At 39.3% G+C, this 14,448-nt stretch carries 9 protein-coding genes; 3 read left to right on the top strand and 6 right to left on the bottom strand.

The features are described from left to right. Nucleotides 1–48: 48 nt before the first annotated feature. From DPX34_RS03800 to DPX34_RS03790, 3 genes are read left to right on the top strand one after another with little or no spacing between them, the layout of a single operon-like run. Nucleotides 49–456 (top strand): ectoine synthase, encoded by a 408-nt coding sequence (locus DPX34_RS03800; RefSeq protein WP_111977090.1) that lies wholly within the window; start codon nt 49–51, stop codon nt 454–456. A gap of 59 nt (nt 457–515) precedes the next feature. Continuing rightward, complete coding sequence (locus DPX34_RS03795; protein WP_111977089.1) at nt 516–1,943, top strand: aspartate kinase; 1,428 nt, start codon at nt 516–518, stop codon at nt 1,941–1,943. Further along, nucleotides 1,928–2,881 (top strand): TPR end-of-group domain-containing protein, encoded by a 954-nt coding sequence (locus DPX34_RS03790; RefSeq protein WP_111977088.1) that lies wholly within the window; start codon nt 1,928–1,930, stop codon nt 2,879–2,881. The genes DPX34_RS03795 and DPX34_RS03790 overlap by 16 nt, the downstream gene beginning before the upstream one ends. Nucleotides 2,882–3,718: 837 nt before the next feature. On the opposite strand, the gene fucP is transcribed toward DPX34_RS03790, so the two are convergent. The 6 genes from fucP to DPX34_RS03760 form a co-directional block, all read right to left on the bottom strand. Beyond that, entirely contained in the window at nt 3,719–5,107 is a 1,389-nt protein-coding gene (fucP, locus tag DPX34_RS03785; protein WP_111977242.1) for an L-fucose:H+ symporter permease, read from the bottom strand. Between the two features lie 171 nt (nt 5,108–5,278). Then, nucleotides 5,279–6,871 carry an alpha-L-fucosidase gene (locus DPX34_RS03780; RefSeq protein ID WP_111977087.1) on the bottom strand — a complete coding sequence of 531 codons (1,593 nt, stop codon included), beginning with the start codon at nt 6,869–6,871 and terminating at the stop codon, nt 5,279–5,281. Nucleotides 6,872–6,960: 89 nt separating this feature from the next. After that, entirely contained in the window at nt 6,961–8,430 is a 1,470-nt protein-coding gene (locus DPX34_RS03775) for a DUF1501 domain-containing protein (protein WP_111977086.1), read from the bottom strand. A 12-nt stretch (nt 8,431–8,442) separates the two neighbouring features. After that, nucleotides 8,443–11,688, bottom strand: a complete 3,246-nt coding sequence (locus tag DPX34_RS03770) for a DUF1553 domain-containing protein (protein ID WP_111977085.1) — start codon at nt 11,686–11,688, stop codon at nt 8,443–8,445. 13 nt (nt 11,689–11,701) lie between these two features. After that, nucleotides 11,702–12,793: an NHL repeat-containing protein gene (locus tag DPX34_RS03765; RefSeq protein ID WP_438938509.1), complete on the bottom strand. Its 1,092-nt coding sequence runs from the start codon at nt 12,791–12,793 to the stop codon at nt 11,702–11,704. Between the two features lie 71 nt (nt 12,794–12,864). Continuing rightward, the gene (locus DPX34_RS03760; RefSeq protein ID WP_111977083.1) at nt 12,865–14,274 is read right to left on the bottom strand and encodes a c-type cytochrome domain-containing protein; all 1,410 of its coding nucleotides are present in this window, start codon (nt 14,272–14,274) and stop codon (nt 12,865–12,867) included. Nucleotides 14,275–14,448 lie beyond the last annotated feature (174 nt).

Here is a 14,448-nt window from a genome sequence, read left to right as displayed (position 1 = left end):
TGAAAATAGTGATCTCTAAGATTTAATTAATTTTAATAGGATAGAAAAATGATTGTACGCAATTTAGCTGAAGCGAATGAAACCAGTCGTAAAATAACGTCACCTGATGGTAATTGGCAAAGCACACGTTTATTGTTAAAAGAAGATCAAATGGGCTTCTCTTTTCATATTACGACAATATTCAAAGGCGCTGATTTTCAAATGCATTATCAGAATCATCTTGAATCTGTTTATTGCATGTCAGGTGAGGGTGAAGTTGAAACATTAGCTGATGGGGTTAAGCACCCAATTAAACCCGGTACGATTTATATTTTAGATAAACATGATAAACATGTTTTACGCGCTTTTAGTGAAATGACGATGGCTTGTGTATTTAATCCACCGGTCATAGGCAACGAAACTCATAATGCTGAAGGCGCTTATGAATTAGTCGCTGACAGCGTTACAACAGAATAAATTAATCCCTCTCTTTTAAGGGAGGGGATTTTTAAAGTATTACAAAATAAAGGTTATTCATGCATACGGTTGAAAAAATCGGCGGCACATCAATGAGCGATTATGTGTCGGTTCGAGATAACATAATCCTCAATAAAGAAAATATTTATCAACGCATATTTGTTGTTTCTGCTTATGGTGGAGTCACAGATGAGTTATTAGAAAATAAAAAAAATGGCACTCCGGGTATATATGGCCAGTTTGCTAGCAGTATTGAAGATGACGCTTGGCTAGAAAAGTTTGAAACGTTACACGCTGAGTTAAAAGCAAAAAATGAAACATTATTTAGCCGTGGACTCTTACGGGCTAAAGCTAATTCGTTTTTAGCTGAACGGTTAGATGATGCTAAACAGTGTTTACGTGATTTACAAAGTTTATGTCAGCACGGGCATTTTGCCCTTGATGTACATCTTGCTACGGTAAGAGAAATGCTTGCCAGTATCGGTGAAGCGCATAGTGCTTGGAATACCGCAGAGCTATTAAAACGTGATGGTGTTAATGCGTGTTTTGTTGATTTAACAGGTTGGCGTGCAACTAATCATATGTCTTTGGATGAGCGTATTCAGCAAAGCTTTGAGCATATCGATTTAAATACCCAGTTACCGATTGTTACGGGCTATGCGCATAGCGATGCGGGATTAATGTCTTCTTTTGATCGTGGTTATAGTGAAATGACGTTTAGTCGTTTAGCTGTTTTAACAAAGGCTAAAGAAGCGATAATACATAAAGAATTTCATTTAAGCAGTGCCGATCCACGTTTAGTGGGTGAATCAAATGCGGTACCTATAGGGCGAACTAATTATGATGTGGCGGATCAATTAGCTAACTTAGGTATGGAAGCTATCCACCCTAAAGCCGCCAAAGGGTTACGTCAAAACAACATACCGTTACGTGTTAAAAATACGTTTGAACCTGAACATACCGGCACATTGATCACATGTGATTACATCAGTGATTCACCTTGTGTTGAAATTATTGCGGGTTGCAAAGGTATTTATGCACTTGAGTTATTTGATCAAGACATGGCAGGCAACTTACCCGATTATGATCGTGAATTGGTTGCGATAATTAAACGATTTAAAGCGCATATTGTATCGAAAGATATAAACGCAAATACCATTACTCACTTTTTGTCGACTAATTTAAAAACGATTAAGCGTATTTGCAATTTGATAAAAGAAAAATACCCAGAGTCAGAAGTTAATCAACAAAAAGTTGCCATTGTGTCGGCGATTGGCAGTGATATGCAAATTCCGGGTATTTTAGCGCGAACGGTTAAAGCGGTTGCGGATAGTAATATTAGTGTGTTGGCTGTGCATCAATCAATGCGCCAAGTTGATATGCAATTAATTGTTAATGAAGCAGATTATGACAATACGGTCAAAAGCTTACATGCTGCTTTAGTTGAGCCGCATGATCATGGAAGAGCGATATGCCTCGCGTCTTAAAAATTGTTGTATTACTGAGTGGTTTGTTTTCTTGTTTTTTTATCGTTCACGCAGCTGATTTATCGGCTGCGGATAAAGCGGAACTCATAGAACAGGTCGCTCAACAGCAAAATAATCACGTTAAGTTAACTGATAAAAACCTTCAAGATAATATAGATGAATTAGACAAAGCATTATATTCGCCATTTATTGAACGGTTTGTATTAGACGAACTTAAGCAGCAACGCATTGATTTAGCCAATACAAAACACGAATTGATGCAACAAATATTAGATCGCGAGCATCAATCTGTTGATCGCGGTGTTGCTTATGCGACAGATACTATTACTTATTTCTTTTATTTAATTGCGGCTGCAACGTCTGTGCTAGTGGTTGTGGGTTGGTCTTCAATTCGCGATATTAAAGAAAGAGTGCATACTCAGGCCGATGAAGAAATATCTAAACTCATTGATGAATATGAAAACCGTTTAGCCAAGATGGAAACGCTATTAAATCAAAAAGTTAAGCACATCGAAGAAAACCGTGAAGAAATTGAGTTAACCCAAGAGATCCAATCGCTTTGGTTGCGTGCTCAGCAAGAAATATCGCCCAGTACAAAAATATCAATTTATGATGATTTGTTGAAGTTACGTCCTCAGGACTGTGAAGCCTTAACCTATAAAGCAGATGCTGTTTTAGAGTTAAGTGAGCCACAATGGGCCGTTAATTTATGTCATCAAGCTTTAAAATTAGACCCTCAAAATAGTCATGCATTTTATCAATTAGCTTGTGCCTATACGGCCATGGAAAACTTTGAGGATGCACTGCGCTTTTTAGCTGAAGCCCTTAATCGACGAGAGAGTTACTTCGAAGAAGTTCGCGAAGATCCTGCGTTGCAGCCTTTAGTTAATCATTCTTCTTTTGCTGAATTGACTAAACGAATGGGTAAACATTTTTAACGGTTGTTAGCCTATTTGAAAGTTCCAGTCATGTCTCAATATGGCTGGAACTTTTAACGTTTACTTAGTGAACCCTAACCCTAATCTTAATTACCTGTTAAGTCCCCCCTTGTTAAATATTTATCTCGGTCTTTTATACTAAATTTTAATTATGCTAACCACGTTGGTTAAAAATAAACAAGATTAGGTTATGGCGTTTTTAGTGGGTCTACGTCGTTAACGCTAATCATGCTTTGCTTATCACTGGATAAATTGTATTTTTAATATCTGTTGGTATATATGGGTTACATAATGTAACTATAGTCAAAGCGATCGGGTTTTAGGGGCAGGTTTCTAGTTCCAGACGAAACCTAAGTACTTATACCAGTCCGTAATAATAAGTGCCCACTCAGCGAGCGTTTAAATGCGCTTAATCAAGACGCTTGAATGAAAGAATAGTGGTGCTCTTTTGAGTTCGAGCAACACAGAGTAAGCGCATTTAAAACTCGCCTGAAAGGAATGCCCCAGCGGCTTTTGACCCGCGTTATCGGTATTTGAAAGGGAACAACCATTGCTGTACACCGACGCTTTGTTCAAAAACTGTGATTGGGGCGAGAAAGCGCTGACAATGAACCATAAAACCTGAGCGAGAAGACTATATAGTGCGATCGTTTAAGATGCAGAGACTTTATTTTAATGAAGTTAATTTACTCTGAACTGAAATATGAACTGAGGTGTAAATCTTTATTTTTAGCTAGCATGAGAAGGGGGTGTGGTCATCGTAAATGAGTCAGCTTTAACAAAAAACGTTTACGACCAATAGTATTGATAGCAAACGTTTTGTTTTAAATGACGATACTACGCTTTATATTTTACGTGTGCTCGGTAACCATAAATAGCGATAGCAATAAAGCAAATTAACGGCAATACAAAAGACGTTTGAACACTTGGTATGGTGCCGATAATTGAATCGCCATCAATTAAAGCGCCTTGCATAGGTGGCATTAATGCCCCACCAACAATGGCCATAACCAACCCAGCAGACGCTAAACTGGCATCGTCTCCTGTCTCTTTTAAAGCAATACCATAAATGGTCGGGAACATCAGCGACATACAAGCCGATACGCCGATTAAACAATACAATCCTAAGATGCCACCGATAAATATCACGCCTAAGGTGAGTATAAAACCGCCTGCCGCCAATAACATGAGTAATTGACCTGGACGGACAAAACCGAGTAAGAAAGTACAAATAAAACGACTTGCTAAAAATAGACTCATGGCAATCATGTTGTAACTTTGTGCTTCACTGGCTGATAAACCAACAGAAGTCATCCCGTAGTGAATAATAAAAGTCCAACACATAATTTGTGCACCAACATAAAATGCTTGTGCTATTACGCCTTCACGATAACGGCCATTTGCAAACAACCGTTTAAAAGTTGCTTTTAATTCGTTAACGGTTAATGGGTTATTATTAGAAATAGTTTGCGGTAATTTAGTAAACAAGAAACCTAAAAATACAACCGCTACAATAGCGGCAATCGCAATGTAAGGCCCTCGAACCGTTATTAAATCAGCGGCTTGCATGGCTTGATGTGCAGCTGGTTCGTTCACCGAAAAATCTTGAAGGGCTTGAACTAATTTACCGTCAACTTCTGAGGGCAATAAATTGGCATAGTCCGGGTTAGCTGCTTTTTCGGCTTGTCTAAACTCTTCTACCTGTAGTTTATTTAAAATAAAAGTAGAGGCAATAAACATCCCGGTTAATGAGCCAATAGGATTAAAAGCTTGTGCTAAATTTAAGCGTTGGGTTGAGGTATCAGGGTGTCCCATTGACAGTACATATGGGTTTGCTGTTGTTTCAAGCAATGCTAAGCCACAGGTTAAAATCCATAAGGCCGCTAAGAAAAAGTAAAACTCCATATAGATACTGGCGGGTATAAAAAGGGTTGCACCTAAAGCATATAAGCTTAAACCTAATAAAATACCGGCTTTATATGAAAATTTACGAATAAAAATGGCCGCAGGAATAGCCATGATGCCGTAGCCTAAGTAAAAGGCAAATTGGACTAAACTACTTTGTGCATTTGATATTAAGAATATATCTTTAAATGCTTTGACTAATGGATTGGTTATATCGTTGGCAAATCCCCATAAAGGGAATAAAGAGGCAACGAGAATAAAAGGTACTAAATAACGTTTTTCAATAATAGGCGGCTTGGTTGTTACAACGTTGTCGTTCATTGATTCAACTGCCTCTGTCGTGGTTGAGTTCATTTATTCATTTCCGATGAAATCTTATCTGTTTACATATGAAAACACATTTTCACATACATTTAAATATAAAATGTGAAAATCATGTAAAAACCTTGGTGTATACGAAAGTTAAGACCCATTTTGTATTAACGGTTACCTTTATAAAATACCTGAAGGTGGTTTAGCGAGTTTAATTTTAAAACCGATTGCATGTTTAACCGGCCTTGTTGTCGGTAATGTGATCTTTAGTCCGTGTTTGGTTTGTCGCCATTCGATGTTTTTCTCATAGCCCATTAAACTCACCGATTGAATATTGTCATTAATTATGCGCATTTCATTTCCCAACGCTTTTAACGTTAATTGCTTGGTTTCTGTTGGCCAATCCAGCATGAAGGCATAAATATGATTGCCTTTTTGTGTGTACCGTACGTCTTGAGCGGTATAACCTTTATCGTGCAAATTACCGTGTAAAACCATTTTTGCATTAGTTGGGCCTTGACCAAATACGGCAAACGGTCGTGTATTATAAATACCTTCGCCGTTTATTTTTAGCCAGTCACCTAATTGCATTAATACATCGACTTGATCGTCTGAGATATCGCCATTTACATCGGGGGCGACATTAAGCAATAAGCTGCCATTTTTACTGACAACATCGAGTAGGTCGCCAATCAATTTTTTAGCGGGCATCGTGACCCAATCGTTGTTATATGACCAACGCCACCCACCTAAAGACATATCCGTTTGCCATGGCATTTCTCTTATACGATCTAATTTACCTGATTCAACATCCAATACGGCGGCGCCATCGGGTATGGGTTTATAACTAATGTTTTTATAGTTCAGTACGACACCTTGGTTATTGCTAGCCGCTTGATTATAATATTCAGCAATTAAGGTTTTTCTATGCGTTTCGTATTCAGGGTTACTAAAACCTAAATCAAACCACAATAAATCGGGTTGATATTGCGTCATCATATCTTTAGTGCGCTTATACCAATTTTGAATGTGTTCGGGGCTATGTTTATCCGTTATTTTATGCGGTTTACCATAGAAATCTTCATAGGCCGGATCAACGGTATCAGTGCCTTCTTTATAACCCCACCAATACCAACCGTAGGCGTAGTGTGATGACATACCCACTTTCATGTCGCGTTTACGTGCTTCAGCAAATAATTCGCCGACAATATCTTTTTTGGGCCCCATGTTAACCGCATTCCATTGAGTTTGAGTCGAGTTATACATGGCAAAACCATCACAGTGTTCAGCCACCGGGACTATGTATTTTGCGCCGGCTCTTTCAAACAAATCGAGCCATTTTTTGGCATTAAAATTTTGCCCCGTGAATTTTGGGATAAAATCCTTGTAGCCAAATTTTTCAGTGCCACCATAATTTTCTATATGGTGTTTGTAAACTTTATTTTCTCTATTGGGATTTGGGTTACCTTTTATATCAACGACTTCTTCACGATACATGTGATAACCATAAAAAGGTCCTAAATATTTGGGTACAACATAAGGTCCCCAATGAATAAAAATACCCAATTTAGCATCTTGAAACCATGTGGGAGTCGTGTATTTTTTCAGAGAAGACCAATTGGCTTGAAAGGGCGCTGATGGGGCAATTGAAGCTGGCTTTAAATCATGGTTGTTTTTGTTATAAGCATTATTAAACGCGGGGGTAATATGAGCACAACCAAGGGTTAAAATACTTGAAATGGCTATTGTTAAAACAGTTTTAATGGATTGCATAATTAACCTAATAAAAAAGCAGAGCCTTTAGCTCTGCATGATATACCCAAGTAACATATACCCAAGTAACAAGGGGGAGCTAAATGTGTCTATGCTAAAATTTGCTTAATCACTTTGCCGTGTACATCGGTTAATCGAAACCGTCTTCCTTGGTATTTATAAGTTAACCTTTCGTGATCAACTCCCATTAAATGCATTAATGTGGCTTGAAAGTCGTGCACATGCACCGGATCTTTTACAATATTGTAGCCAAATTCATCTGTTTCGCCATGAGTTATTCCGGCTTTAACACCACCGCCGGCCATCCACATGGTGAAACAACCGGGGTGATGATCACGTCCATAGTTGGTTGCCGTTAGCTTTCCTTGGGAGTAATTCGTTCGGCCAAATTCTCCCCCCCATATGACGAGTGTGTCATCAAGTAAGCCACGTTGTTTTAAATCGGTAACTAAAGCGGCTGATGCTTGATCGGTGTTTTTACATTGAGCTTTGATGCCCCCTGGTAAATTGTCGTGCTGATCCCAGCCTTGATGATAAAGTTGAGTAAATTTTACATTTCGTTCTGCTAGTCTTCTGGCAAGCAAACAATTTGCGGCATAGGTTCCAGGCTTACGTGAATCAGGGCCATATAGCTCGAATACCCATTCTGGTTCATCTGAAAAATCAGTAACATCAGGTACTGAAGCTTGCATGCGTTCTGCCATTTCATATTGGGCGATACGTGATTGTATTTCTGCATCATGCCACTTAGCATATTGCTCATCATGCAAGCTTTTAAGATGACGCATCATTTTACTGCGCATTTTCATATCGACACCTGGCGGGTTATTAAGGTATAAAACCGGATCTTTACCCCCTCTAAATTGCACGCCTTGATGAATCGATGGCAAGAAACCATTTCCCCATAACCTCGAATATAATGGCTGGCCGCCCGCATTGGTTGAAACCATAACAATAAAAGGGGGTAAATTATGATTGTCGGTGCCTAAACCATAATTTAACCACGCGCCGATACTGGGCCGGCCAGCTATCGGAAACCCTGTTTGCAAAAACGTGATAGCGGGATCGTGGTTAATTTGATCGGTATACATCGACTTAACAAAACATAAATCATCAACTATTTCAGCGGTATGGGGTAATATTTCACTCACCCATGCACCTGAATCACCGTGCTGATTAAAGCCATAAATAGATCCTGCTAAGGGTAATGATGATTGCTGTGCACTCATGCCTGTTAATACTTGCTCGCCTCTGACTTCTGCTGGCAACTCTTGGCCGTGCATTTTATTAAGCAAAGGCTTGTAATCAAACGTTTCTAACTGTGAGGGCCCACCACTTTGAAATAAATAAATAACTCTTTTGGCTTTGGCGGGTAAATGCGGTTGACCCATATGTCCGTTTAATTCAACATTCATATTAGGGGTTAGCGCTTGGCTTAAGTCTTTAGCCATACTGATATTAGGGATACCAGATAAAGACGCAGCTCCTATACCAGCCCCTAATGTCGTGCGAGATAAAAATTGTCTGCGGTTTAATGTTTTTTCAAATAAATCGGTCATCATTTTATCCTATTAGCGCTTTATCACGGCTGAATCGTGATTCATCAGCATATTAGTCACCGTGCCTAATGCGGCTAACGTGATTTTATTGTGTTCATCTAAAGGTATTGCACTCATTGGACTTTCACCTACATTTAAAAATTCATCGGCTTGTTTAGGCGTTTGAGTAAATGCAGACAGTGCATCGTTATACATTTGTTTTAATACGGCTTGTTCTTTGTCATTTGGCGATTGACTGGTTAATAATTTAAATATTTGAACCAGTTGAGCCTCTGTTGACGATCGCGTTTGCATTACGTTATTGGCTAATACGCGGCTAGCTTCTACGATCTGCGGGTCATTAAGTAACGTTAATGCTTGCAGTGGTGTGTTGGTGTTTTGACGTTCGCCAATACTGTAGCTACGCATGGGGGCATCAAAGTTTGTCATATTTGGCGGCGGTACACTTCTCTTGTAGATGGTATACAGACTACGGCGATATAATTCGCTCCCTGAACCCTGTACGTAATCCATGTTATTCATTCGCCAAATACCTTCTGGTTGGTATGGATGTACACTGGGGCCTCCTACTTTTGTTATTAATAAACCACTTGCGGCTAGGGCGTTGTCTCTTAACATTTCGGCTGTGAGTCGATTGCTAGGGCCGCGAGAAAATAAAATATTTTCAGGGTCGGCAGCATATTGTTCAGCGGTAACTTTAGAGGATTGTTGATAAGACGCAGAGTTGACGATTAAACGTATCAAGGCTTTATGATCCCAGCCAGAATCAATAAATTCACGCGCTAACCAATCTAATAAAGCTGGGTGTGTAGGGCGTTTACCTTGATTACCAAAGTCTTCTGGTGTCCGGACAATGCCCGCCCCAAAAAACATTTGCCAATAGCGATTTACAATAACACGTGCGACAAGCGGGTTGTTGTCATGGGTTAGCCAGGTTGCTAATCCAATTCGATTTTTGGGCCATGATTTGTCATAAGGTAAAATGGTTTCAGGCACGCCGGGCTCAACAGGGGCTCCTTTACTGGCGTAGCTTCCGCGTAATAAAACATAAGCTTGGCGAGGCGTAGCCGTTTCTTGCATTATCATCACTTCAGGTAAAGTCTCTTCTAACGCATTGAGTACTTTTCTGGCTGACGTTTGTTCTGCTAATTTCTTGCGGTACGTTTTATTGTATCGGTTGTTATAAAAAGACAATAATTGCGCTTCATTGCTGACTGTTTTTTGCGCCATTGCCGAGAGCTCAACGGCAGTTAATGCGCGGTTGTAGACTTTTAATTCATCTACGGCTGCATTGGCAACACCACGACTACGCCATCGTGCACCGACTTTAAGGCCTATTTCTTTTAAGACGCCTGCTCGAGTGTGTTTAATATCTTTATATAAATTATCGCGTTCTATATTCATTTCAACCGGTTGGCCATTTATGTAAAAAAGTATGCCTTGAGCTTTAGATGAGCCATCATAAGAAAGTGCAATATTAAGCCATTCTTCACGTGTCGCGGGGTGGACCGATCTGAGTGATATTGCGTTATAAGGATAAATATGGGCGAAACGCACATGCCAATGGTCATCTTCAATACCTACGTCAAAGCCTTTGAAATTGTATAAAATACCGGCTTTGTTGTAATGAAATAACACGCCTTCTTTAAGGTCGCTTGGTAACCATGCATCAATCGTAATACTAAAAGGTTGTGCTCGAGTAAAGTCATTTAATGATGGAAAATAAAGCGGATCATCGCCATTTAATTTGATCGCATCTCGGCCTGCAATTTGAATGTACTGCATTGCAGGGCCTTCTTTTTTCTTTATATTTGACCCAAATATAACTTTACCTGACTCTTTTGTATTAAGGCTGTTTTTAATGAGGCTGTTGTTGTCGTTTTTCGACAATGGAAAATGGGCCACTATTGCATCAGTTGCTTGTAAGTCGCGTGCACGTTTATTACGTAACCACTGTTTAAATTCCGGATTATCCGCTTGGGATAAACTTTTAAGCGCTTGTTCTTTCGTTTTCACTACTTGAGTTAAGTCCGCTAACTGAATTTTTTGATCATCGTTTGGTAAAACGAGCGTCGGTACGGGCATGTCATTCGGGTCGTATGATATTTGCCCTGAATCATCAACACTGTTAAAAAAAGCGTTGGTGGCATAATATTCTTTAGCCGAAATAGGATCGTACTTGTGGTCGTGACACTGTGCACAGTGCATGGTTAACCCCAGCAACCCCGTTCCTATTGTTTGTACACGATCTTTTACATATTCCACTCTGAATTCTTCATTTACGATCCCGCCTTCGCCATTTTGCGCATGTATACGGTTAAATGCAGTCGCCAATTTTTGCTCTGTTGTGGCATTAGGTAATAAATCACCGGCAATTTGCCAAGTAATAAACTCGTCAAACGGTCTGTTTTGGTTAAAGCTGTTAATCACCCAATCTCGATAAGGCGACATATCTCGATAAAAATCGGTGCTATAACCGTGTGTATCAGCGTAACGTGCTACATCTAGCCACTCTTGTGCCATGCGTTCGCCAAAAGCCGGTTTAGCAATGAGCGTTTCTATTAAATGAGTGTATGCCTCTGGCGAGGTATCAGCATTAAAGGCTTCAACTTCTGCCAAGGTTGGCGGCAAGCCTGTTAAATCAAAGCTTACGCGGCGGAGTAAGGTGGTTTTATCTGCGGGTTGATTAGGCTGCCTGTGGCTATCTTCAATGGGTTTTAAAATATAATAATCTATTTCATTATTAGGCCATTTCTTGGTTTTTACGCTGGGTAAACGCTGTTTTTCCGGTTTTATGTATGCCCAGTGTTTTTTGTATTCAGCGCCTTGTTCAACCCATTTTTTAATAATGGCTTTTTCACGAGATGTTAACGTTAAGTTTGATTTTGGCGGTGGCATGATAAGATTTGGATCATCAGATAAAATACGGTCAATTACTTCTGATAATTCGGGTTTGCCAGCTACGATGGCATGTTTTCCCATATCGGTGACATGTTGAGTTGCATTATCAAATGTATCTAAACTCAGTCCGCCTCGAGCGTTTTCTTTATCGGGTCCATGACATAAAAAGCAGGTGTCGGATAAAATAGGCTTTACATCAAAATTAAAATCGACCACTTCGGGTAAAGGTTTAGCAAATTTTTCTGTCTTGTTTTGTGTGTCTAAACAAGCGGTTAATCCAATAGGTAAAATAAGGGCGAAGCTGATTATTTTGCGGTTAATCGATTTAAATTTTTGGCGTGCTTTAAATAACGTCATTTTACTCTTCACCTTATACGCGCACTAATTTGATAGGGTAAGCTTTGTTTGCATTCCACTGACCAACATATAGATTTTCATCGTCGTCAACACAAACCGCATGGCAATGATTAAATACATCAAAGGCGCTTTGCATAGGTTGTAATTTGCCGTCAATATATTCTGGTTTTGTGCCACCTGGATTCGATACAACGGTGTTGTTTTTATCTAAAATAGTGATGAAACCAGAATTAGCCGCTTGTTTACCGTTTATATGCGACCAACAAACCGGTGCGTAAAAGTGGTCACCTTTAAATATAGGGCCACCCACATAGGCGCCTGGTAAATCAATATTACTTAAAAATTGGCCATCAAGGCTAAAGCGCTTTAAGCTTCTCTCGGCACGGGAACTAACAATAAGGTGTGGATTGGTTTTGTCTCGTAAATCAACGCCAACGCCATGTGTATTACTCAGGTTTAAGTTTTTATCTTGATTATTCCAGCCGCCCCAATGTCGAATATATTGACCATTATGGTTATATTGGATAATGAAATCCGAACCATATCCATCGGTAACGTATAAATCGCCATTAGGCGCGATAGCAATATCAGTGGGTTGAAACTTTTGGTTAGGCGCATAAATGCCTATCGTCTGCGGATGACCAATGGTATAAACTAATTTACCGTCAATAGTCAGTTTAGAAATAAAACCGTTTTGTCGATACCACTTTCCTTTCCATGCATCACTCTTACGATTACGGTCAAGTACCCAGCCACAGTCGACGATATAAATGAAATCTTCTCCGTTTTCATTGACTACTTTCACTGAGTGCGCACCAGGGTGTTGTGCTCCCCAAGCATCGATAAGTTTTCCATCTTTGTTGTAGATAATAAAATTATTCACATCGCTATCGGTGACTAAAATAATTCGACCTTGAGAATCGATGGCTAAACCATGCGTATTTTCTACCGGTACTTGATTCGGGTCCAGATTGCCCCAGTTGTAATTTACTTTGTATTTAAAATCACCATGGCCCACTATTTGACCATGGGCATGACGGCCTGCTTTTGGTGATGGTTTTTTATTCGGTTCATGAGCTAACGTTTTATTAGCTGTACTTGCCATTAAAAGTCCAGTACTGACATAGGCAGAATGCTTTAAAAAGTCACGTTTGCTGTTATTAATTGTCGTCATAATTAGTCTTCATCGTTTATATTTTTGTTTAAGTTGTTCGCCGTTGTTGCCATTTTTTCAGGTTGTAAAGCGATCACGGTCAGGTGTTCGTTTAACTGGTTTATAGCCGCTTGACTTAAATTGGTTTCGCCTAAAAAGATTTGGGTTAACTGGGAGAGTTTTAAAATGTCGGGGGTAATAGCATCTGAAACCCCAGTTTTATATAAGTTTAAGTAGCGTAATGTGTTTAGCTTACTTAAATGTGTAATGTCTTCATCGGTAACTGATGATTGATCTAAACGCAGTTTTAACAAATTTGGTAATGTACTGAGTGCTTTATACTGAGCGGACGATAAGGCGTGCCCGGCAAAATTGAGCCATACAATATGCGCTTTAGCCTGCATTAAGCTTTGTAAGCCTGCCGCTGAAAGGGGGGCTGATGCAGTTGAATAATCGAGGTCGATGTAATTATTTTTTTCAGCAATTTGTTTAACAACAAAACCATGTTGCATAAGATCTTGAACGATATTGTTATCAATAGGTTGTATATTGAGGAGCGGCCAAGCGTTGGCACTGGCTTGTAGGCCTAATGTTATCGCAACATTCTTCTTTTCGTCTGGTGTTAAATTAAATGTACTGAGCTGCCCTTGTGTAGGGGCATTTGCTTGTATCCACCACTGTAAAGTCGAGATTTGATATTCGTTTAAAGGCTGTTTTCCGCCCGCAGGCATGTACTTTTTATTATGTGGATCGAGTGTTATGCGTTTAAAGAGTTCAGATTTTTCTAAATCCCCTGCAACAATGGCTGGCCCTGATTTACCTCCTGTAAATATCGCGTTAATTGAGGTTAAATCAAGTTTACCTTTACTCTTTTCTGGATTATGACAAGTCGTGCAACGCTTGTTTAAGATAGGCTGAATAACATCTAAATAGACATCTGCCTGACTCAATTGTGTTATTTTTGGACGTTCCTTTGCGTGAGGGGGCATTCCGATCAATGTTCGAAGTGAATTTGGCGCATGTTCAAATAAAAAAGTAGAGCCATGTGTCATATTGGCACCGTAGTGGCCAGTAGAGAACAATACTACTAATTGCAGACTGCATAAGCTTGTTGCCAAGCGCTTAGATTTAAATTGCGGTTTATTAAAAAACCACCAGCAAAAAAGAGAGCATGCGACAACTGAAAATCCCCATAGTTTGTGTATAAAAATAGCTTTTTCATCATACCCTCCACTTAACGAAAGCATATAGCCGAGTGTGGCCGCGCCGACTGCGGACATAAAACCCCAAAGCCAAATTGTGTTTAATGTCGCAGGGCGGGGTTTAGTATATAAAACTCGATGTGCTTCAAGCACAGCAGCCATTAATAAAATACCAATGGGTAAATGTAAAACTAATACATGAAACCGGCCAAAAAATTGAATTAAATCCATGAGTTCTTATTTATAAATACAATGTATTTTAAATGTTAAACTCAGGTTTCATTTATAACAATTAGTTTATTTGATTTGAATTTGTATAAAATTGATATTATTAAGCTTGGCTTTAATAATGTACTTTATAATGGATATATTAACAATTAACGAAAATGTTAGATGATAGCGGTT

Origin of the sequence: Algibacillus agarilyticus (assembly GCF_003286125.1) — a bacterium.
GTDB lineage: Bacteria > Pseudomonadota > Gammaproteobacteria > Enterobacterales > Alteromonadaceae > Algibacillus > Algibacillus agarilyticus.
Note: the sequence above shows the minus strand (reverse complement) of the source record. Positions and strands in the feature narration are given on the sequence as shown.

Excerpts from the sequence above, each read along its gene's own strand:
- DPX34_RS03800 (WP_111977090.1), top strand. The coding sequence starts at position 49 with ATGATTGTACGCAATTTAGCTGAAGCGAATGAAACCAGTCGTAAAATA.
- DPX34_RS03795 (WP_111977089.1), top strand. The coding sequence starts at position 516 with ATGCATACGGTTGAAAAAATCGGCGGCACATCAATGAGCGATTATGTG.
- DPX34_RS03790 (WP_111977088.1), top strand. The coding sequence starts at position 1,928 with ATGCCTCGCGTCTTAAAAATTGTTGTATTACTGAGTGGTTTGTTTTCT.
- fucP (WP_111977242.1), bottom strand. The coding sequence starts at position 5,107 with ATGAACGACAACGTTGTAACAACCAAGCCGCCTATTATTGAAAAACGT.
- DPX34_RS03780 (WP_111977087.1), bottom strand. The coding sequence starts at position 6,871 with ATGCAATCCATTAAAACTGTTTTAACAATAGCCATTTCAAGTATTTTA.
- DPX34_RS03775 (WP_111977086.1), bottom strand. The coding sequence starts at position 8,430 with ATGACCGATTTATTTGAAAAAACATTAAACCGCAGACAATTTTTATCT.
- DPX34_RS03770 (WP_111977085.1), bottom strand. The coding sequence starts at position 11,688 with ATGACGTTATTTAAAGCACGCCAAAAATTTAAATCGATTAACCGCAAA.
- DPX34_RS03765 (WP_438938509.1), bottom strand. The coding sequence starts at position 12,793 with ATGGCAAGTACAGCTAATAAAACGTTAGCTCATGAACCGAATAAAAAA.
- DPX34_RS03760 (WP_111977083.1), bottom strand. The coding sequence starts at position 14,274 with ATGGATTTAATTCAATTTTTTGGCCGGTTTCATGTATTAGTTTTACAT.